A 20,315-nucleotide genomic window follows, 5' to 3' on the forward strand; every position below is an offset into this window, starting at 1 on the left:
TGCAAGATTGCGGTGTGCCATCACCACTCTCACGACAGACCGTTATAGGCTCGTGAGCAACCATACCGTACAGATCGTTGCGTGTTCCTATGTTTTAGCGTCTTGTTCTTGACGACACATATCATTTTACCGATAGCGTGAATTCGGCTATCGAACTCCATATGATATCTTGTTTTCAAGGAACAAATAGGCGTTTTAAAGACTTGTACTTGTCCTTAATTCAAGTATAACCACTGTTTTTCTATGAAAAAACGATCCTTTCATCCCATGCCTAAAGGTGGACTAAAGCCCGATATGGGTGTTTCCGTATCGTAAAATCTGTAATAATTAGATGCTTCCTTTGAAGAGACAATGTATATCTAATTTTTGAAAAATCCTTCCTATATTATCATGCGTAAAAACGTTATATAAAATATAAAAATGACATACCAACCAAATATTTTCAGCTTTAACGAGCAAATTACTTAGATAGTATCTATATGAATCCTTTTATACATACTAATCAATAGTTAACTTATCAGGATATATTTTGCGCAGGAACCGAATGGTTTGGTTTTGCACTCTATTTTCTTCCAGCAACCTCATATAGCTAGTTTATCAAAAGTTTTTGGCTATCGTGTTTCACACGCTCGAGGGAGGATAAATGGTAATAGTTTTTTTAAAAAGTATACAAATTGCACTTGTAATGTATTTGTAATTAAGTAAATCTCAAATGAGAGAATATTTTGATAAGTCATATTTAAAGTGTTTCATTGTAGGAGTAGCAGTGTACATACTTATAATATTTTCGTATATATACCGTTAAGACAAAGAAAAATGGTTTTAAAATGTAAGTTTTGTATGATAAAATTATAATATTGTATACACTGAGTTGAAAATAACCTACTAAGGGAAGGAATATATATGAAAACTACATTAGAACATCTAGCTTATATAAAGATAAAAAATCAAATCCTTTCTGGTGAATATCGAGAAGGACTTCGTCTAACGGAGTCTAGACTATCTAAAGATTTAAATATGAGCAGAACCCCAATTCGTAATGCACTTTCTCGTTTAACATCAGAAGGAATTTTAAATCATCAAAGTCATTGTGGAATAACTGTAGCACATACAGGAACCCCAATAAAAAAAATCATTGAAGTTTTAGAAATTTGCTTAGTGTTCGTGAAACATACAATTGAAAAGGTTCGAAAAAAAAACGGAAGTTTTGATTCAATTCTACTAAATAAACATTTGAAAACCCTTTATGACACATTAGAACATCAAGATGAAATGAAGTATCACGTTACATTATGGGAAATTTACGAGATGTTAGTAATGCCAAGCGAAAATAATAGTATGATACAAATAATAAAAGAAACTAAAGAGAAACTTTTGCTAAATTCTTTAAATCAAACATATTTAAATGAATTAAACAGTTTGTTAGAACGTTTTATTTGTCATCTTCAAGGCGTAGAATACGAACAAGCAACATATACATTTGAAAGAATTGTAAAGGAACATATAATAAATCTCTTATGAAAAATAAATATATTCTATAAGTTGTTTTATTTGTTGTAAACTGATTTTTATCATTTTCCGACATTCATCTCCCACCTAAAATGTGAAGGTGTGAAACACCATTTTAGGTGGGAGATGAATGTCGGTAGGCGTAAGCCTACTTTTTTGTTTACTATTAAGAAGAATGCTAGAAAGTGAAGTGCAATCTATATTAATAAATAAAGCATATACATTTCGTATTTACCCGAATAAAAGACAAGAAATCTTAATTGTGAAAACGATTGGTTGTAGTCGATTTGTGTTCAATCGCTTCCTTACTATGTGGAACAATACTTACAAAGAAATAGGGAAAGGAATAACCTATCACTCTTGTTCTACCAAACTCCCTTAATTAATAAACAGAAGGATACGATATGGTTAAAAGAAGTAGATTTTATTTCCCTTCAATCCACATCGAAGCATCTAGCAGATGCTTTTTTACGTTTCTTCAAGAAAATGAACAATCTTCCACGATTTAAGTCCAATTAGAGTGAACTACTCGCCACTTAGCAAAGCTTGAAGTGGGAGCTTTTCAAGTTCCACGACGAAAGTTATCTTTCGTCTCCCTGAGCGTTACTTCGGGGTGTTCCACCCCTAGATGTCCAACGCTTGGATGCTCTCTTGGTACGGTTGATATTTTACGCAGGAACCGAATGGCTTGGTTTTCGCACTCTATTTTCTTCCAGCAACCTCATATATCAAGTTATCAAAGAACTTCATATAGCTAGTTTATCAAAAGTTTTTGGGTATGCCGAACCGAAATGCATCTCTCACCTACCGTTGGGCTACGCCCTTCACACGCTTGAGGAAGGAGAATTCTTTCGGTAAATTCGTTAAAATCGCCATGCCTGTATTGATGCTGAAAAGCTTTGCAACAGGATTTTCTAAAGTCTTTTTAAGAAATGAGAAAAGAACAGCAACAAAAAACTATCCGAATTTAAGGTTTTAATAACTTCTAAAGAAAATCATAAAATAATTTGTTTAGAAAGAGAAAGAGTCTTTAATAAAGAAAAATTCCACAGGCGTAAGTTTTCTTCGTATGTTTGATATCTTTTAACACTTTCGAATACATGTGTTCAGTTAATGCGTAATGTATACAATTTCATCTGAAATATATAAGTTGTTTTCTATTGTAATCAATAATTTCCCTTCAATGATTTAGGTGTTATAAAGAGTATTCGCGTTACTGGTATGTGAGTCTAATAGTTATTTTGTCACAAATTAGACACAAATATTAATACAAATTGTATGCAATTTGTATTAATATTGCTTTAAAGGGCAAGTGATTGTGTTCTCTCTCTCTACCTTTTATGCCCGAATTTTAACAGAGCGTATTTGTCGATTTAAATTCTCTTTCCCACAGAGTATAGAATAACCTCATGACAAAAGTGTATAGATAGCATATTTTCTTTTAAATTAATAAAAAGGAGAGAGAGTACCCAGCACTTGTCTATACCTGTTTTATCTATTATCCTCTTTCCTGCTGATGTAAATAAGAAACAAGTTTCCTGTGAGAATTACGTTATTTATAAGATTTATTGAAATGAGGATAAATAACAGCGATACAACCTCCGTCGACTAAGAGGAGCACGACATAAGTTTTATACGTATTTAAAAGAGTGAGTTGAGAACGATAATAATGTAAATCGAAAATTCATCTTCTGTATTCATAGATATATAAGAAATGTAAGCAAGAGTTTTTTCATTTTAAAGATTTGCTGAAAATTTAAAGTAAGGATGACAATAATGAAAGAAAAAAATCAATTGATTTTTAAAATTTTAGAACTAATGGACACATATACAAAGGGGCACAGTCAGAGAGTTGCTAAATATGCTACAATTCTTGCGAAAGCAACTAATAAGTTTAGTAAAGAGGAATTAAAAAAATTTCATTCTTCGTGTTTACTGCATGACATAGGTAAAATGGCCATACCTGATAAGATTTTAAACAAGTCTAATAGACTCACAAAAGATGAATTTAATATAATGAAACTGCATCCTCTTTTAGGTCTGCAAGTAGCACGGAGTATATCTTTAACGCAGTGGCATGAAGAAACAATTCGTTCTCATCATGAAAAGTGGGATGGAACAGGCTATCCAGATGGTTTAAAGGGAGAAGAAATTCCACTTACAGCCAGAATTATAACTATCGCAGACTCTTTTGATGCCATGACTTCTTACAGAGAATATCAACCAACATTATCTCCACGAGAAGCCTATAGGCGTATAAATGAAGGAGCCAATACACAATTCGATCCAGAGTTAATAATGATTTTTAATAGGGTTTATCCACAGTGGCTTGATATAATTCAGGCAGATTTCACTTAAACTATTCATTGTTTATTAAGCGTATGCTTTGCGTGAAGTGAAAATATATACTTTGGTAGTCAATCAATTTCTCAAAAATATTAGAGTAGATCTAATTCCTAACGGACATTCTGTTTTCATCGCGCCACCAAATTTATGAAACCCCTTTTCGCTACAAAAATTTTTTAGAGATTAATTTTTAGTCATGAACAATTGTTGTTTGAAATTGCTTATAATAATACTTCTATAAAATTCAATAAGATAAGGGATCTCCAAAAGTGCGGATAATATCAATTCCTAGTTGGAAAATAAAATACAGCATTTGTATGTGGGGTATTTGTATTATTACTGGTGCAATAACGAGAATGATGAGGGAAATTAATAATAGGATTATAGTTTATAAGTTAATACTTTTGACAGTCCTTTTCATTTTTACATTTTGGAGGAGCGTACCCTTTTGGAATAGCCTCATTTTTATAGAAAATTAGTTATTAGACTGTTCTGTATATCTTTATAAAATTATAAAGATATACAGAAAAATGAGAAACATATTTCATCAATATGTTTAATGGAAAAAGTATTTATTAAATTGATATGAGTTTTGGTTTTTATAACTAGGACGGAGGTTATTATGAGGAAATTTAGTATAGAAGAGATCTATCAGGAAATATTAGAGGGAAAAAGAACTCGATTTCCTGCGGGTACATGGAGCGAAGATCAAGATAAAGAAGCAGCCGAGAGAGTAACGAGATATTTAATTGAAGAGGTGTTGAATTGGAATGCAGAAGATTTAAAAAAAGGTTGGAACCAGAAGCTTATTATAGATAATAAACTTGCGGGGGTCCTTAGTCTAGTATTTAATGGCAGCCCATACGCAATGTTAAACCAGGTATATCCCAATAAATTTAAAGAGTGGGAATTCAAGTCAACGCCAATGAATTTTTGGACTGAGGAAAAAGGATTAGAAGCTTTAGAATGGACAATAGAGGAAAAAGAAACGTTAACTAGTGAACAAATAATTAGAACATATGGGTATCAATGGCTATTAAAAAATAAACTTGAAACTCCTTGTAGTTTGTTTTTTAATGGCAGCCCCTACTTAATGCTAAACACATTATATCCTAATCGTTTTAAAGAGTGGGAGTTTAAGTCAACACCTAATAAATTTTGGACAATTGAAAAATCTTTAGATGCCTTAAAATGGACAATTGAAGTAAAAGAAAAATTAACTGATAATCAAATACTAGAAGTATATAATTTAACTTGGATAAGAAAAAATAATTTATCTTCACCTTGTCAAATTTATTGGAGCAATCATCCCTATGCAATGTTAAATAATTTATACCCTAATCGTTTTAAAGAATGGCAGTTGAAGAATACCAGGCATCATTTCTGGACAAAAGAAAAAGCATTAATGGCTCTAAAATGGACAATAGAGGATAAAGAAAAATTGGATAGCGAAGAAATAAAAAAACTATTTAGCTTCAAGTGGCTGTGTCAACAAGGACTGAGGACGCCAGTAATGAGATTTTGGAAAAGTAGCCCCTATGCAATGTTAAATGAATTATATCCTAATTGTTTTAAAGAATGGGAGTTACGATCAACACCTAATAAATTTTGGACAGAGAAAAAAGCGATTGAAGCTTTAAAGTGGACAGTAGAAGAAAAAGAAAATTTAACAGTTGAAGAGTTAAAAGGAGTATGTAACAAGAATTGGCTGACGAAACAAAAGTTAAGGACTCCTTTTGATCGATATTGGAATAGTAATATAAAGGAAATGCTGAATGAGTTATCCCCTAAATAATAGTGAACTACCCGCCACTGAACCTCCTTACGGCCTGTTAGCTGGTAAGGAGATATTTGCGTTTATACCCCTACCATGACGACCATTCCATTTTGGACAAGTCCATTTTTATCTTAATAAAAATAGTATTTCGAATTTAAAGTAGTGTAGAATATCTCAATTCTCTTCAATACAATTGCATCATAGTAGAGCGGTAATTGCTAGTATCATTTTTTTCGTTTTTAAAAGAAAAAATGAGGTTATTCCAAGGTTTATTTCGTGGTTAAATATTAATGAAAGCGTAACCAATATATAATAATGGAGGGATAATAATGAACTTTAAGTCATCTAAAGTAGTAATGTGCACTTTATCAGTATTAATGATTTCTACAATTACTACTCCCAGTGCGTCGGTTTTTGCAGAAGAATCTAGGGTATCAAATCTAAATGTAGACCAGCGAGTAATAGCTCCATATGCCGAATCCTATATTGATACCGTACAGAATAGAATGAAAAAAAGGGATATGGAGTCAAAACGTACTAGTAAACCAATTGATATGCAAGCACAAATAATAGATGGATGGTTTTTAGCTAGATTTTGGATATTTAAAGATCAAAATAACAATCATCAGACAAATAGATTTATATCATGGTTTAAAGATAATATTTCTAGTTCAAATGGGTATGACAACATAGCAAAACAAATGGGCCTAAAAATAGAAGCATTAAGGGACATGGATGTAACAAATATAGACTACACATCTAAAATGGGTGATACTATATATAATGGTGTTTCAGAATTGAAAAATTATACAGGTTCAACTCAAAAAATGAAAACGGATAGTTTTCAAAGAGACTATACAAAGTCAATATCCACTGCAGTAACAAATGGATTACAATTAGGATTTAAAGTTACTGCTAAAGGGATAGTTGCTTTAGCGGGATTAGATTTTGAAACCAGTGTTATGTATAATTTATCATCTACTTCAACCGAAATAAGTACCATTTCGGATAAGTTTACTGTACCATCTCAAGAAGTTACATTACCACCAGGACATAAAGCAATAATAAAACATGATTTAAGAAAAATGGTGTATTCTGGAACGCATGATTTAAAGGGAGATTTAAACGTAACTTTTAATGATAAAGAGCTTGTGCAAAAATTTATTTATCCAAATTATAGAACGATTAATTTATCTAATATCAAAAAAGCAATGGCTGAAATTGACAAATTTAATAATGAAAAACCAGTTGATTTCTACCAATTAATTGGTAAAGGGAACCGTATAAAAAACGATAACACTTTATATATAGAGTCTCCTGCTAAATTTATTTTTGATGGAGCTAATCCGTATTATAGAGCAACATTCACGGAATATGATAAAGAGGGTAACCCTATTCAAACAAAGATGTTAAATGAAAATTATAAATTATAGCATAAATGGTATCGTGATTTTTTATAGAAGTGTTTATAGTTAGTAAAATTAAGAGTCCCTAATTTTAAAAAAGGGTCTACAAAAAAATTAACTCTGAATATTTTGTAGACCTCTCTGTATATTAATATGGTAGAAAGTCACAAAAGTACCGTTAGTTCATTTTGGGCAGACTTCACCTGTGGGGAAGTTTTTCTTTCTATTATATGCATGGGTTTTAACGCTACTCAATATAGAAGTGACTGTTTCATTAGTCAATCAAATGGGACACCATACAATGGAAACTATCTATCTGTATACAACCATAGGAAATTCTAATCGTCGTAGAGCAGTTGAACGACTCAAAAAATACATTAGATGCAGGTATTCATAATGGAGCAATTAAAGGTACGAAGGGACATTCTGGGGAATATAAAAATATACAATAAGTACAATGCTAAAAAGGAACCCTATATGGGGGTCACCACACACATCCATCAACTTAAGGATTTAGACTATTTTTGAAGTTAAAAGCACGTTACTATTTTCTTATGTTAATGAGAAAGGGTGACGCGCTTTTTATGAATATGCACCAAAAACAAGAGTTATCTTTATTTGCCGAAGAGCTATATCGATATATGTCTCCCGCTATACTTAATCAATTAGCTATAGAAGCAGGCGGGATGAAACGAAAACGCAAGTGCCACGGGCACCATTTCTTATCTTTGTGTGTATGGTTAAATCAACAAATCGCTACTACCTCTCTTACTCAACTTTGTAGTCAATTAGAAACTTCAACAGGAATTTTATTAAGTCCAGAGGGACTTAATCGACGATTTAATTCGGCTTCAGCAGCCTTCTTTCGCACTGTATTTACTACACTTTTACAAGCTGAAATTGGAGGAGTATCTAAGATTTCTCATTCTCTTTCTTCTTATTTTGAACGGATTCTCGTCCTTGATTCTACAACCTTCCAAGTTCCAGATCGATTCGCAACTACTTATCCTGGTGCCGGAGGATGTAGTCATACAGCTGGTGTGAAAATTCAACTAGAGTATGACTTGTTGAGTGGGAAATTTTCTGATGTGGAAATTGAACCAGGAAAACGAAGTGATCAGGTATATAGTGCGACTCGAACAGGCATGGCACAAAAGAATGAACTATATATCCGTGACTTAGGATATTTTCGTCTACAAGACTTTAAGTCTATTCAAGATAAGCAAGGATATTATTTATCACGTCTTAAGTTACCAACTAAAATATATAGAAAAGAATTCGAAACAGTCGTATGTAAAACAAAACCCGCTCAATTGAGACCGGTATATATACAAATTCATTTGGAAGACATCATGAAACAATTACAACCTGGCCAAGTGTATGAATTACATGATGTATATGTAGGGAGTAAAGACAAACTGCCTACTCGTATTGTGGTTTATAGATGTACCGAGGAGCAAAAACAGAAACGCCTACGTGAGCGAGCTATTCGCGAAAAGAAAAAAGGAATTACATATACAGAGCTTACAAAACTTTTACAAGGTATTACGGTATATATGACAAACATTCCTACGGAATGGGTACCAAAAGAGAAAATTTATGATCTATATTCACTGCGTTGGCAAATTGAGCTGTTATTTAAAATATGGAAATCTTGGTTTCAAATTCATCGTTGTAAATCTATTAAACAAGAACGATTAGAATGTCACCTTTATGGACAACTCATTAGTATTCTATTATGTTCTTCTACTATGTTTAAAATGCGAGAACTCCTGTTGCGTAAGAAACAGAAAGAGCTAAGTGAATATAAAGCGATGTACATAATTAAGGATTATTTTTTACTTTTTTACCAAGCATTACACAAAAACACCCAAGAATTATCAAAGGTTCTCCTTCGTCTGTTTAACTTCCTACAGCACAACGGACGAAAATCTCATCGATATGAGAAAAAAACAGTCTTTGATATTTTGGGTGTTGTATATGAGTATACCACTTCTACTCATCAGGTAGCATAGTAAAAAAATTGAATCCCGTCAGGGTTTATTTGATATGCCCACTTTTATAAAATCTATAAAAGATAATAAAAAACTATATGGAAAGACCACATTTTGTATAAAAATATACCTTAAGTTGATGGATGTGGGGTCACCACACATGCCCATCAACTTAAGAATGTTCACTACCCCCTAAGTACAAAAAAACGTTATTCTTTCTAAACACTCTAAGAAAAAACACCTATATATAAAATTTAATTAATTGGTATATACTTCTTGAAACCCTTACTTATAGTTCCATTATATCCATTTTTAGTGAAGAATTTATGTGCTTTTATTCTAGTTGCACTACTTAATAAGATAATTCTTGTGGCCCCCCTTGCAATTGATATCTATTCTACATGTTTCAATAACTTTTCACCTATCCCATTACCTCGAAAATCTTCATTTACAATCACATACTCTAGAACAGTATACGGTCTAAATTGATATCCAAGATCAAGGCAAAACGTAATAAATATACTTCCTTTGACGTTACCACTTTCCTCATAGACAAACAAGAAATTATTAGAATCATTCCTAATCTGCTCAATTCTTTCTGGTAAAACCTTAATGTTTTTGCTATATGGTGCTAATTTTTTATATAGATTTTCTATTACATTACTGTCCTTTGGTTCAGCTTCACGAATCATATAATTACCTACCTTTTGCATTTAATATATCGATGACTTAAATTATTTTAACATTCCGATTAAATTATATATCAAAACAAGACTTTTTTGGTATGATTTAGGAGAGTGGAGGATAAAAATGAAAAGAATTGGAATAATTGCAGCTTGGCAACCTGAACTGAATTATTTACACGAAGAATACCCGAGTAGAAAAGTTCGTAAAATTGCCGCGTGGGAATTCCATTATCATAGTATTAACAATTTAGAGATTATATCTGTTATAAGTGGTGTTGGAAAAACAAACTGTTCTAGTTGTACACAATTACTTATATCAGAGTTTCATCCTGATGAAATATATATGACAGGAATTTGTGGAAGTTTGTCAGATAGCATAAAGGGTGGCGAAATTGTCATTGCAAGACAAATGCTCCAACATGACGTTACTAATGCTGGAAAAGGCGATGATGTGTGGGACCTGTATACTGGTAGAACATCGATTATTGATGGCAAATCCTAATCTATTAGCGGCTCCACGCTGTTTATATATAATCTTAAATTCTTCATCAGATATTGTGTAATAACGCAATAGCTCTCGTTGATCCATGTATTCAGGAATTTCATAATAATACGCCCTTTGTGATGAAGTAAGAAGCTCCCTTGTTACCATATTATTCCCCCTATTTATTTAAATATCGATAAACTGTTGTACGAGAAACCCCTAACATTTGAGCTACATCTTTAATAGGGGTTTTATTGGCAACAAGGGTTTGTATCATATCGATTTCCTTTTCTTTTAGTTTCTCTGGTCTATCACCAAATCGCCCTCTTGCTCGTGCAGCAACTCTACCAGCTTCAGTTCGTTCACGAATTAAGTTGCGTTCGAATTCCGCAAAAGAAGCAAATAAATGAAACATAAGTTGACCAGTAGCACTTGAACGATTCATTGCAATATTTTCATGAAAACTATAAAAACTAATCCCTCGTTCATTCAATTCATTAACAATCTGAATAATGTGGCGCATGGTACGACCTAAGCGATCCAATCGCCAAACTACTAAACAATCACCAGGGCGTACAAATTGAAGCGCTTCCTCTAAACCTGGTCTTTTATCTTTAACTCCACTTAATTTAACTTGAAATATCTTATCGCATCCATAAGATTTCAAAGTATCAATTTGTAAGTCTAAATTTTGATCAATTGTAGATACGCGAACATATCCAACTTTCATTTTTTCCTCTCCTTTTTGTTCAATAACTTAATTCTGCATATTTATCTGAACATACATAAGTTTATAAGATTTTTGAACACAAAAAGAGGAGAAATCTCAAGATTTTTTGTCCAATATTATCATGTACAGAAACATACAATTTTCTGTACACAGGGTAAAGCAAGTTGATATTATTTTATCTCGTAAAATTTTGATTCGAGAGTGAGAGTTTTCCTTTATAAAAAAATGTCACTTAAATGTAACAAACTATTATTATGATTTAAGTAATCGCAAGATATATAAATTTCTTATTACGGTTATTTATTAGGAGGAAAAATAAATGTATAATAAAACAATTTTGATTACTGGTGGTACAGGTTCTTGGGGCCAAGAACTTATTAAACAATTATTAAGAAAATCACCGAAAGAAATACGAGTTTTTTCACGAAATGAAACGGTTCAATTTGAGATGCAACAAAAATTTGCTAATCATGATAATTTGAAATTTATCATTGGAGATATTCGTGATAAAGATGAACTAGTTTCTGCTTGTAAAGGTGTTCATTATGTGTTCCATCTTGCTGCTTTAAAACATGTTCCTGTATGTGAATACCAACCTTATGAGGCAATTAAAACGAATATAAATGGTACGCAAAATGTAATTGAAGCATCCATTCAAAGTAATGTAGAAAAAGTAATATATGTTTCAACTGATAAAGCTGCTGACCCATCTAATACATATGGGATGACAAAAGCAATTGGAGAGAAACTAATGATCCATGCAAATGTACAATCGAGTAAAACAAAGTTTATTTGTGTCCGAGGTGGAAATGTTCTCGGGTCAAATGGAAGTGTAGTGCCTATTTTTAAAAATCAAATTAAGGAACATTCAAAGATAGGTATTATGGATTTTGATATGACTAGATTTTTCTTAACAATTGAAGATTCAGTTGAATTGTTATTTAAAGCAACACATGAAGGAAAAGGTGGTGAAATTTTTGTGATGAAAATGCCAGCTTGTAAAATTACAGATTTAGCAGAGATTTTAATCGAGGATTCTCAAAAAAACAATGTACAAATAAAAGAATTAGGTATTCGTCCAGGCGAAAAACTAAGTGAACTACTTCTTTCTGGGGTTGAAAGTAAGACAAGTGTATGTTTTGATGAGGATTATTTTGTAGTATTGCCTACTATTCAAATAGACGGTCTTCAAGAATACTATTCAGATTGTCCACCTGTTACACTATCAAATTATAGTTCTCAACACGAGCTACTGCCAAAAAGTGAAGTAAAGCAAATGTTAAAAAGGGGTGGTTTCGTATCATGAAAAAAGATGCATGTCTTTTGATTACTGGTGTAAATGGTTTCACAGGACGGCACGCGTATCAATATTTTTCAAAGCTGGGTATAAACGTAATTCCCATGTTCCAAACTCACCCTGATACAATTAAGATTCCCAATAGTGTTGTATGTAATTTGACAAATAAAACGGAAGTGATGAACTTAATTAAGAGAATAAAACCTGATTACGTATTACATCTAGCAGGACAGAATTCTGTTTTAGAATCATGGAAGAATCCTCTTGATAGTCTCGAAATCAATATAATGGGAACTTCTTATTTATTAGAGTCACTAAGACAAGAAGTTCCAAATTGTAAGACACTTATTTTAGGATCGGCGCTACAGCATGATTTAACAAAAAGTACAATACCTCCACATCCATATAGTTTAAGTAAAACAATGCAAGCCATGATTGCCGATGCATGGGGAGAATTAATGGGCTCAAATATCGTTATAGCAAAACCCTCTAATCTAATTGGGCCAGGTGAATCTACAGGGATATGCTCTCTGATTGGAAAGAAACTAGTAGATATTGAAATGGGAAAATGTGAGCCAATCATTGAGATTAATAACCTCCAAAATACAAGGGATTATTTAGATGTTCGTGATGCAGTTGTTGCTTATCATATATTGCTGTGTGAAGGCGAGCAAGGAAGAAAATATGATATAGGATCAGGTATAAAACGTTCATTATTAGACGTACTAAAGATGTATAAAGAAATAACGAACCTAGATTTTCGGATACGAGAAACAAATAGTGTGAAGAGTAAAGATCAATCGGATTTAGTTTTACATGATATAAAAAAACATGACTGGAATCCTCAAATTCAATTCATAAATTCATTGCAAGATGTATGGGGATACATGAGAAAAAGAAAAACATAAAGGAGAAGTATAAAATGGCACTTTATCCTAAAAATAAGATAGATATATTCTCTATAAATATGAAAGGTAACGATACCATAAATATAAATATTCTTGATGAATTAAATTGGAGTGATCAGGAAAAACACGCATCGCTTTTGCTAAAAAAATAAAAGAATGCGTAACTTTTGTTGAGAGTAAAGAAATGTATCAAAAAATCCCGGGTATAGTAGGGAAAAATAAATTTGTCATACAGATATTTACTAAGTTTGAATCAAGCGAATATGGAAATGACTATTATGAAATTGTAGAGGATCTTTTGCTAAATAAAGGGTATGAATTAAAGGTTTATCAAACTATATAAAAAGTTTAATCAATTAGGAACTTCAATAAATAGTAAAAGAGAAAAATAATTTTCAATTGCTTTTGCCGCATTCATTAGGAGCAAATAAAACATGGACTATGTAACAGAGCTTAGAAAAATTGTAGGACATCGCCCTTTGATTTTAGTTGGAGCTGTTGTCATTTTAATTGATAAAGAAAGTCGCATCTTATTACAAAAAAGAAAGGAACCAAAAGGAGCATGGGGGATTCCCGGAGGGTTAATGGAACTAGGAGAATCGATTGAAAATACTGCTAAAAGAGAAGTGTATGAAGAAACAGGGTTGTTAGTAGAGGATCTTACACTATTTAATGTATTTTCTGGGGAGTCATATTTTAGAAAATTGGAAAATCAAGATGAATTTTATGCGACTACCATTGTGTATAGTTCTAAAAAGTTTAGAGGGAATTTGCAAATATCAGATGATGAATCTTTAAATTTACATTTTTATAAGATTGATAATTTGCCAGAAGCGATGCTAAAGGCACACAAAAGCATTCTTTATAACTTCTTGAAAACAACAGATGTTTAATAGTCTAGTTTGAGGACTATTGAGATGATAGAAATGGTCAAGGGAAGAAATTTCAATCTCAATTAATATAGCGCTAAGTATGTTACTAAATAATAAAGGTGGAATCATTTATGCGTAAAAGAATACTATTCACTGGGGGAGGTACCGCTGGACATGTCATGGTTAATATGGCACTAATCCCTGAATTTATTAAAAAGGAATGGGATATTCAATATATTGGGTCTCACAACGGAATAGAAAAATCGTTAGTTACAAATGTACCGTATCATAGTATTTCAACAGGGAAACTTAGGCGGTATTGGGATTGGAATAATATAAAAGATCCTTTCAAAATTATAAAGGGATGTTTACAGAGTTATAGATTAATTAAAAAAATGAAACCAGATATTGTGTTTTCAGCGGGCGGGTTTGTATCTGTTCCTGTAGTTATAGGGGCACGATTGAATAAGATACCTATTATTATACGTGAACCAGATAGTACTTTAGGACTTGCTAATAAAATAGCCCTTCCTTTTGCAACGAAATTTTGTACAACTTTCCCTGACACAGGGAAGAATTTAAACTCCAAAAAAACGACTTATATTGGTCCAATTGTAAGAGAAGAAATTCTAAGGGGTAATAGATTACGTGGAAAAGCCTTTTGTGGATTCCAACTAAATAAACCTATATTACTAATAATGGGCGGAAGTCAAGGCGCACAGTGGATTAATGATATGATAAGAAAAAGTTTGGATAAATTATTGATGGAATTTAATATTGTTCATATGTGTGGAAAAGGGAAAGTGGATTTATCTATTGAGATAGAAGGATACAAACAATTCGAATATATAGGAGAGGAATTACCTGATATACTCCATCTAGCTAGCATAGTAGTTTCAAGAGCGGGCTCGACCGCTATTTCCGAACTGTTGACTTTGAAAAAGCCAATGATTCTCATTCCACTTACTAGTGGTTCAAGTAGAGGAGATCAAATAATAAATGCAAAATATTTTGAACGTTCAGGGTACGCTGAAGTATTACTTCAAGAAGACACAAAACATGATACGTTTATTCATACGATAAAAAAATTATATAACAATAAAGAAACGTACATTCAAAATATGAATAACTTCAAAAGGGAAAATAACGAAGGGATACATCAGTTAGTTAATTTAATAAGTGAAACGTGTCAACCTAACTGATGAACTTGAGTTAGAATGTATAGTCTAATTCCTTCATGTAATCAATTGATCGAGGAGGATAAAACTGTGAAACATCTAAGAAAATTCTTAAAAAGGTTTTTAATCCTTATTTGTATTTTCATTCTTATTGGTATAGGTATATTATTCGGTACCGAATATGGTCAAGGGCTTCGTATAACCGTTGCTGAGAGTATACTGACTTCTCAACACCCACAATACGTAAAGTATACCTTCTTATCTCAAAAAGAGTTAGATAAATTGAGAGAAATTATTAATAATCCTAAATGGGAAAATAGTAATAATGGAATCTATAAAAGAATAGCAGAAAAAAGATTAAAAGAATTAAAAAACCAACCCTTAAAAATTGATGTAGAAACCATTAAAAGTAACAAAACCAGTCGCTTTCATTTTGAGGGGAAATTAGTTACTATTAGTAATCCTTTTAATGTCAAACTTGTTACCCATCAAGGTACACAGGGAAAAGAAAAGGGCGAAAAAATTAGTGTAATGGCAAAACGGAATGATGCACTTGTTGCCGTGAATGCGAGTGGATTTTCTGATGAAACAGGAAGAGGCGGAGGAAGTGTTGCAACTGGAATTGTAATAGAAGATGGAAAAATCATTGATACAAATCATGATAAGAATTCGCCTGCAATCATTGCTGGATTAACAAAATTTGGTGAAATGATAACTGGAAATTACTCCCCACAGCAACTACTGGATAAACAAGTTGTTTCTGCAGCAGGATTTATGCCACAGTTAATTGTAAATGGGGAAAAAATGATAACAGAAGGTGACGGAGGATGGGGTTCTGGACCGCGTAGTATAATGGCCCAGAAAAAAGATGGATCCATTATGTTTCTAGTCATAGACGGTCGACAGACACATAGTATAGGAGCTACGTTGAAGGAATGTCAAAATATTTTGTATGAAAAAGGAGCTATAAATGCAATGGCTATGGATGGAGGGTCTTCTGCTACCCTATATTTAGGGGGAGAAGTTAGAAATTCACCGTCTACTTTATCTCATGAGGATCGATTTTTACCGAATGCTTGGGTAGTAACAGCGAATCCAAAACAAAAAGTACAAATAAAAATAGATGGGAAAAGTACGGATCTTAATTCATTAACAGATCTAGACTAAAATATTATAACTAATCAAAACTAATGTATTATGGTGTAAATAGATGAAGAAGAACGTTGATGAAAGTAGATTCTTAACGAAATCGTATTTTATGCTTTAAGTCCAAACACGCGGTGGATAAACTCTTTATGATTTTGGACAGACTTCTCCCCTTGGAGAGTTTGTCCTTTTTTATCATATGTATGAATTCGATGTCAGCTAATGCTTCGTTGTCTAGTATTCTACTATACTTCGTATCCGCTTTGAATGGAGTGATAAACTTGTTCCGCCATGATATTGAAATATTGTTCTTTTTCAACTCAATTTCTATATAAGTAATCAAATGATAAAAATATATCAAGGTATAGGATCTAATGTGGAGGAAATTTATGAGTAAACTTGCTCAAAAATTATTTATAAATATATCAATTATAATTTTTCTTATTTTTACACTGTCATTATTATTGACAAACTATTTTTTACCTAAATATTACTTATATAAAATAAGGGGAAAAGTTAATATTGTGACGACACAAATACAAAATCAATCAAAAGAACAATTTATAAATAACATTCAAAATATGGAACAAAAGTATAATCTATCTATTGTGTATACACCTATAACAAATAAACCAGAAGATTTGAGTAGGTCTTTAAGTGAGGAACTTTCAAAGAAACGAGTTACATTAAATCGTTTTTGGATTGGAATAGAAAAATTAAAACAAGTAGAAAAAGGTGAAAAAGCTGGTGAATTATATGATCAAGGAAAATTAAAGGCCCAATTCTTTGCTAATTTACTCTCAAAAAAAGATATGTTTATTGTGGTAGGGGTTTCTATGGCTCACTCTGATGAAATGATAAATACACTTAATAATTTTAATGTTTTGATATTCAGTATTACTATTGTTATAGTAATCGTATTAGTATGGATACAATCTAAAAAGATTACTGATCCTTTAAAGCAACTGAGTACAGTTACAAAAGATATTTTAAGCTTAGATTTTAAACAAACTAATATAAAAAACAATGATGAAATTCAAGATCTGGCTGAGAGTATAAATGTAATGAGTAATAAACTATGCCAAGCCCATCACGATTTAACTCACAGAAATGAAAATTTAAAAAGAGTTATGGGTGATATTACACATGAATTAAAAACGCCTATTGCATTGATTAAAGCATACTCTCTTTACCGTTATTAAACAAACTGATAATATCTCAAATTCAATTGAAGAATTTTTGAATTTTGCAAAAAAATAGAACGGAATGAATTTAAAAAAGAACAATTTAATATAGTATCACAAATTCACAATGTTTTAAAAGCGCATGAAATTGAAATGAAATCCAAAAATATAGATGTATTTTTTAAATATCCACAAGATACGATACTTATATTTGGTGATAAAGAAAAAATAGAAATGGTTCTTAATAACTTTATTTCAAATGCAATTAGATATACAACAAATCAAAAAATAGAAATTAAGTTAGAGGAGTCTCGTGAACAGTTGTTGTTTAGTATAAAAAACGGAATAGAATTTTCAAATACAACTAAAATTGAGAAAATCTATTTGCCAACGTAAAGTATATAATTCATGTACCTGTTCCATCGGAACCCATTCCCAAGGTGTATTCGTCACGTACACGTTTAATCCAGCTACCATTTTACTTTTCTCTGAGTACGCTCTATTTTTAGACTTTTCTTTTTCCGAAATCTTTGCTCGCCGTTTTTGAAGTTGCTTTTCTGTTAATCGATTAAAAATAACACGTGCAAATAGTTGTTGTTTATCACTGATATAAGCATGTTTTAATTCAAATGTTTCTCCAGCCTGTAGTTGGTTTAAAAGCCGTTTCACATCGATCTGTATGTATTCCGATTGCTTCTTAATAGCACCATTTTTAAAGTATTCTGGATCTGGATTTTTCATATATACATTCTTATTTAATTTTAAACGAGACACATAGTATGTACCTCGTTGTTCCATTTGGTCTAAGTCTTCCAATGAAAAATAACCTAAATCACGAATACATAAATCTCCTGGTCGTAAGGTATCTAAGCACTCCGTGCCAAATGTTTTGTCATTATTTTTTCCTGGTCCAACTTGAAAGTTAAGAAATTCCTCACTGTGCAGATCATATTCTAATTGAATTTTGATTCCGGCTGTTTGAGCACAGCCTCCAGAGCCTGGATATACATTATCTAAAGCATTTGGCACCTGAAATACGGTGGCATCTAGGATACGGATTCGTCCAAAATAAGTGAAGAAATGGTTAAAAATTTGTGTTTGTTCACATATTTTTTGTTGTAACAGTAAAGAAAAAATATGTTGTAAAAACAAAACTGCTTTAGCGTTTAAACGTTTATTTAAGCCCTCAGGGCTGAGTAAAGTACCAGTGGCTGCATGAAGCCTACTACATAATCGTACTAAGGGATCACTTGCTACTCGTTGACTAATCCAAATACAAATCGTAGCCAAGTCTGAGCCGGAAAACTTACGTTTTCGCTTTATAAATCCGCTCTCTCTTGCGAGTTCGTCTAAAAATACAGGTGTAATATATCGTTGTAATTCTTCCACAAATGGTTGTAGTTCATCTTGTATCGAGAGATTCATAAGAAAATGTCATCCTTTCTAATCTAGCTTCTTTAGAAAGAATAACGTTGTTTTGATACTTGGGGCTAGTAAAGTTTTTTAGTTGATGGGCATTTATGGTGAAGCCTATTAAGCATACTTCTGCGGACAAAAAACAACTTCAAAGCAATAAAGCAATCTTTAAGACTATTTTTACATTTTCATAGTTACCGATAATAGGTATTATGTAGATTTTATCAATACCTAAATACCTCTAAAAATTATATATTTTAGTAAATGATGCTTATTGAAAAAGGGGCTATGTAAATGAAGATAAATAGGAGACAATTGGTAACAACTATATATCCAGGTCAGTTATTTAGCACTGCAATTTTACCCGAAGGCACAAAGTTTTTGAAATGGGAACTAGCGGGTGGTGGCGATTTAGACGATATTCTTTTTGATGTAATGGAAGATAAATTTTGGGACATGGATGACCTTATTTTTAGTGACGTTTTACACGAAAATCGAACTGAAGTGGTACAAAAAAAAGAAATGTACATTGATAATGTTAGGCATGCTACATCATTAGTTGGAATAAAAATATATGCTGTAATTTATGAATAAATAATTTGAATTAATAAAGAAGTCTCAATATTTCTCAATACCCATTTTTTTCTATAAATTGTATATTTTAGTTAGGTTGCTGTAGTAACCTAACTAAAATATACATTTATTATGAAAAGGGGAATGGATATGGAAACCAAAGCGACAGTAGAGATTGCAAGAGTAAGATCAAGTAAAGGACCACAACCAGGACAGAAAAATCGTTCAAGTGGTAACTTTAGTACTGAAAATCTCCCTGCAGGAACAAAATATTTAAAATGGGAGATTGAAGGTGGCGGGGACCCGGATTTTATTAGTTTTAATGTAATGGAAGATAAGTCTGCTGCAACAGACCCTACTCATTTCTCTGGTGTATTAAGTGGCAATCGAACAAGTGTCGTATCTAAAAGATCTCTTTATATTGCCAACCCTAAGAATGCTACATCTGAATTTACTGTAATCGTATCTGCTATGGTTCAATAAGTAAGATTGAGAAAAAAGAGCCTAAGAAATATTTCTTAGGCTCTTTTTTGTAGATTACCTTGGTGATCCTTTCTGTTTAGCTTGTTTAGAAAGAATAACGTTTTTTGATACTTGGGGGTAATAAAGTTTCTTAAGTTGATGGGCATGTGTGGTGACCCCTATATGGGATTTTAAAATGTTATAAAGCAAATATATAATGAATATGGACATCTTAGTGAATTTAATATATAGGAATGCTACATAAATTAGCATTTTTTCTCACACATCTCATAAATCAAGAATACTATTCATTTTGAGATACGAAGCATTTTTAGCTCAGAATTATA

Annotated in this window: 17 protein-coding genes and 5 pseudogenes; 18 read left to right on the forward strand and 4 right to left on the reverse strand. The window is 32.1% G+C overall.

The genetic code is table 11. The features are described from left to right. The first annotated feature begins 903 nt into the window (after positions 1 to 903). The 6 genes and pseudogenes from QCI75_RS29315 to QCI75_RS29340 all read left to right on the forward strand — a co-directional run bounded on the left by QCI75_RS29315 (position 904) and on the right by QCI75_RS29340 (position 9,053). Entirely contained in the window at positions 904 to 1,521 is a 618-nt protein-coding gene (locus QCI75_RS29315) for a GntR family transcriptional regulator (protein ID WP_353762042.1), read from the forward strand. Between the two features lie 187 nt (positions 1,522 to 1,708). After that, positions 1,709 to 2,022 (forward strand): annotated as a pseudogene (locus QCI75_RS29320) (helix-turn-helix domain-containing protein); the annotation flags it as partial. A gap of 1,263 nt (positions 2,023 to 3,285) precedes the next feature. Then, the gene (locus QCI75_RS29325) at positions 3,286 to 3,867 is read left to right on the forward strand and encodes an HD-GYP domain-containing protein (RefSeq protein ID WP_353762043.1); all 582 of its coding nucleotides are present in this window, start codon (positions 3,286 to 3,288) and stop codon (positions 3,865 to 3,867) included. A gap of 610 nt (positions 3,868 to 4,477) precedes the next feature. After that, positions 4,478 to 5,650, forward strand: coding sequence for a DUF4046 domain-containing protein (locus tag QCI75_RS29330; RefSeq protein WP_353762044.1), 1,173 nt, complete (start codon positions 4,478 to 4,480; stop codon positions 5,648 to 5,650). A 311-nt stretch (positions 5,651 to 5,961) separates the two neighbouring features. Further along, complete coding sequence (locus tag QCI75_RS29335; protein WP_353762045.1) at positions 5,962 to 7,065, forward strand: ETX/MTX2 family pore-forming toxin; 1,104 nt, start codon at positions 5,962 to 5,964, stop codon at positions 7,063 to 7,065. 557 nt (positions 7,066 to 7,622) lie between these two features. After that, entirely contained in the window at positions 7,623 to 9,053 is a 1,431-nt protein-coding gene (locus QCI75_RS29340; protein WP_353762046.1) for an IS4 family transposase, read from the forward strand. A gap of 233 nt (positions 9,054 to 9,286) precedes the next feature. Here QCI75_RS29340 and QCI75_RS29345 read toward each other — a convergent pair. Further along, a pseudogene (locus tag QCI75_RS29345) lies at positions 9,287 to 9,724 on the reverse strand (GNAT family N-acetyltransferase). Positions 9,725 to 9,842: 118 nt separating this feature from the next. Here QCI75_RS29345 and QCI75_RS29350 point away from each other — a divergent pair. Continuing rightward, a pseudogene (locus QCI75_RS29350) lies at positions 9,843 to 10,208 on the forward strand (phosphorylase family protein); the annotation flags it as partial. Here QCI75_RS29350 and QCI75_RS29355 read toward each other — a convergent pair. Continuing rightward, positions 10,206 to 10,370, reverse strand: a pseudogene (locus tag QCI75_RS29355) (DUF4158 domain-containing protein); the annotation flags it as partial. The pseudogenes QCI75_RS29350 and QCI75_RS29355 sit on opposite strands and share 3 nt — an antisense overlap. A 10-nt stretch (positions 10,371 to 10,380) precedes the next feature. Further along, positions 10,381 to 10,932: a recombinase family protein gene (locus tag QCI75_RS29360; RefSeq protein ID WP_353762047.1), complete on the reverse strand. Its 552-nt coding sequence runs from the start codon at positions 10,930 to 10,932 to the stop codon at positions 10,381 to 10,383. 319 nt (positions 10,933 to 11,251) lie between these two features. Between QCI75_RS29360 and QCI75_RS29365 the strand changes: the two genes are divergently transcribed. The 9 genes from QCI75_RS29365 (at position 11,252) to QCI75_RS29405 (ending at position 17,913) form a co-directional block, all read left to right on the forward strand. Continuing rightward, a complete protein-coding gene (locus tag QCI75_RS29365; protein ID WP_353762048.1) occupies positions 11,252 to 12,238 on the forward strand; it encodes a UDP-N-acetylglucosamine 4,6-dehydratase family protein in 987 nt (328 codons plus the stop codon). After that, positions 12,235 to 13,137, forward strand: a complete 903-nt coding sequence (locus tag QCI75_RS29370) for an NAD-dependent epimerase/dehydratase family protein (protein WP_353762050.1) — start codon at positions 12,235 to 12,237, stop codon at positions 13,135 to 13,137. The genes QCI75_RS29365 and QCI75_RS29370 overlap by 4 nt, the downstream gene beginning before the upstream one ends. Before the next feature lie 14 nt (positions 13,138 to 13,151). Then, entirely contained in the window at positions 13,152 to 13,289 is a 138-nt protein-coding gene (locus tag QCI75_RS29375) for a DUF6572 domain-containing protein (protein WP_353762051.1), read from the forward strand. Between the two features lie 32 nt (positions 13,290 to 13,321). Then, the gene (locus tag QCI75_RS29380) at positions 13,322 to 13,480 is read left to right on the forward strand and encodes a hypothetical protein (RefSeq protein ID WP_353762053.1); all 159 of its coding nucleotides are present in this window, start codon (positions 13,322 to 13,324) and stop codon (positions 13,478 to 13,480) included. A gap of 91 nt (positions 13,481 to 13,571) precedes the next feature. Next, positions 13,572 to 14,030: an NUDIX hydrolase gene (locus tag QCI75_RS29385; protein ID WP_353762054.1), complete on the forward strand. Its 459-nt coding sequence runs from the start codon at positions 13,572 to 13,574 to the stop codon at positions 14,028 to 14,030. A gap of 110 nt (positions 14,031 to 14,140) precedes the next feature. Beyond that, positions 14,141 to 15,211: an undecaprenyldiphospho-muramoylpentapeptide beta-N-acetylglucosaminyltransferase gene (locus tag QCI75_RS29390; protein WP_353762055.1), complete on the forward strand. Its 1,071-nt coding sequence runs from the start codon at positions 14,141 to 14,143 to the stop codon at positions 15,209 to 15,211. Positions 15,212 to 15,277: 66 nt separating this feature from the next. Beyond that, entirely contained in the window at positions 15,278 to 16,354 is a 1,077-nt protein-coding gene (locus QCI75_RS29395; RefSeq protein ID WP_353762056.1) for a phosphodiester glycosidase family protein, read from the forward strand. Positions 16,355 to 16,722: 368 nt separating this feature from the next. Further along, the gene (locus QCI75_RS29400; protein WP_353762057.1) at positions 16,723 to 17,535 is read left to right on the forward strand and encodes a HAMP domain-containing protein; all 813 of its coding nucleotides are present in this window, start codon (positions 16,723 to 16,725) and stop codon (positions 17,533 to 17,535) included. A 135-nt stretch (positions 17,536 to 17,670) separates the two neighbouring features. Continuing rightward, complete coding sequence (locus QCI75_RS29405; protein ID WP_353762058.1) at positions 17,671 to 17,913, forward strand: hypothetical protein; 243 nt, start codon at positions 17,671 to 17,673, stop codon at positions 17,911 to 17,913. Here QCI75_RS29405 and QCI75_RS29410 read toward each other — a convergent pair. Beyond that, a pseudogene (locus QCI75_RS29410) lies at positions 17,890 to 18,942 on the reverse strand (IS4 family transposase); the annotation flags it as partial. The gene QCI75_RS29405 and the pseudogene QCI75_RS29410 overlap by 24 nt on opposite strands. A gap of 285 nt (positions 18,943 to 19,227) precedes the next feature. On the opposite strand from QCI75_RS29410, the gene QCI75_RS29415 reads away from it, so the two are divergent. Beyond that, positions 19,228 to 19,527, forward strand: a complete 300-nt coding sequence (locus QCI75_RS29415) for a hypothetical protein (protein WP_098223837.1) — start codon at positions 19,228 to 19,230, stop codon at positions 19,525 to 19,527. A gap of 129 nt (positions 19,528 to 19,656) precedes the next feature. Beyond that, positions 19,657 to 19,989 (forward strand): hypothetical protein, encoded by a 333-nt coding sequence (locus tag QCI75_RS29420; RefSeq protein WP_016097133.1) that lies wholly within the window; start codon positions 19,657 to 19,659, stop codon positions 19,987 to 19,989. Positions 19,990 to 20,315: the final 326 nt, after the last annotated feature.

It is taken from the genome of Bacillus cereus group sp. RP43, assembly GCF_040459645.1.
Classification (GTDB): Bacteria; Bacillota; Bacilli; order Bacillales; family Bacillaceae_G; genus Bacillus_A; species Bacillus_A mycoides_C.

Coding starts and splice junctions, on each gene's coding strand:
- QCI75_RS29315 (WP_353762042.1), top strand. CDS start 904: ATGAAAACTACATTAGAACATCTAGCTTATATAAAGATAAAAAATCAA.
- QCI75_RS29325 (WP_353762043.1), top strand. CDS start 3,286: ATGAAAGAAAAAAATCAATTGATTTTTAAAATTTTAGAACTAATGGAC.
- QCI75_RS29330 (WP_353762044.1), top strand. CDS start 4,478: ATGAGGAAATTTAGTATAGAAGAGATCTATCAGGAAATATTAGAGGGA.
- QCI75_RS29335 (WP_353762045.1), top strand. CDS start 5,962: ATGAACTTTAAGTCATCTAAAGTAGTAATGTGCACTTTATCAGTATTA.
- QCI75_RS29340 (WP_353762046.1), top strand. CDS start 7,623: ATGAATATGCACCAAAAACAAGAGTTATCTTTATTTGCCGAAGAGCTA.
- QCI75_RS29360 (WP_353762047.1), bottom strand. CDS start 10,932: ATGAAAGTTGGATATGTTCGCGTATCTACAATTGATCAAAATTTAGAC.
- QCI75_RS29365 (WP_353762048.1), top strand. CDS start 11,252: ATGTATAATAAAACAATTTTGATTACTGGTGGTACAGGTTCTTGGGGC.
- QCI75_RS29370 (WP_353762050.1), top strand. CDS start 12,235: ATGAAAAAAGATGCATGTCTTTTGATTACTGGTGTAAATGGTTTCACA.
- QCI75_RS29375 (WP_353762051.1), top strand. CDS start 13,152: ATGGCACTTTATCCTAAAAATAAGATAGATATATTCTCTATAAATATG.
- QCI75_RS29380 (WP_353762053.1), top strand. CDS start 13,322: ATGTATCAAAAAATCCCGGGTATAGTAGGGAAAAATAAATTTGTCATA.
- QCI75_RS29385 (WP_353762054.1), top strand. CDS start 13,572: ATGGACTATGTAACAGAGCTTAGAAAAATTGTAGGACATCGCCCTTTG.
- QCI75_RS29390 (WP_353762055.1), top strand. CDS start 14,141: ATGCGTAAAAGAATACTATTCACTGGGGGAGGTACCGCTGGACATGTC.
- QCI75_RS29400 (WP_353762057.1), top strand. CDS start 16,723: ATGAGTAAACTTGCTCAAAAATTATTTATAAATATATCAATTATAATT.
- QCI75_RS29405 (WP_353762058.1), top strand. CDS start 17,671: ATGAAATCCAAAAATATAGATGTATTTTTTAAATATCCACAAGATACG.
- QCI75_RS29415 (WP_098223837.1), top strand. CDS start 19,228: ATGAAGATAAATAGGAGACAATTGGTAACAACTATATATCCAGGTCAG.
- QCI75_RS29420 (WP_016097133.1), top strand. CDS start 19,657: ATGGAAACCAAAGCGACAGTAGAGATTGCAAGAGTAAGATCAAGTAAA.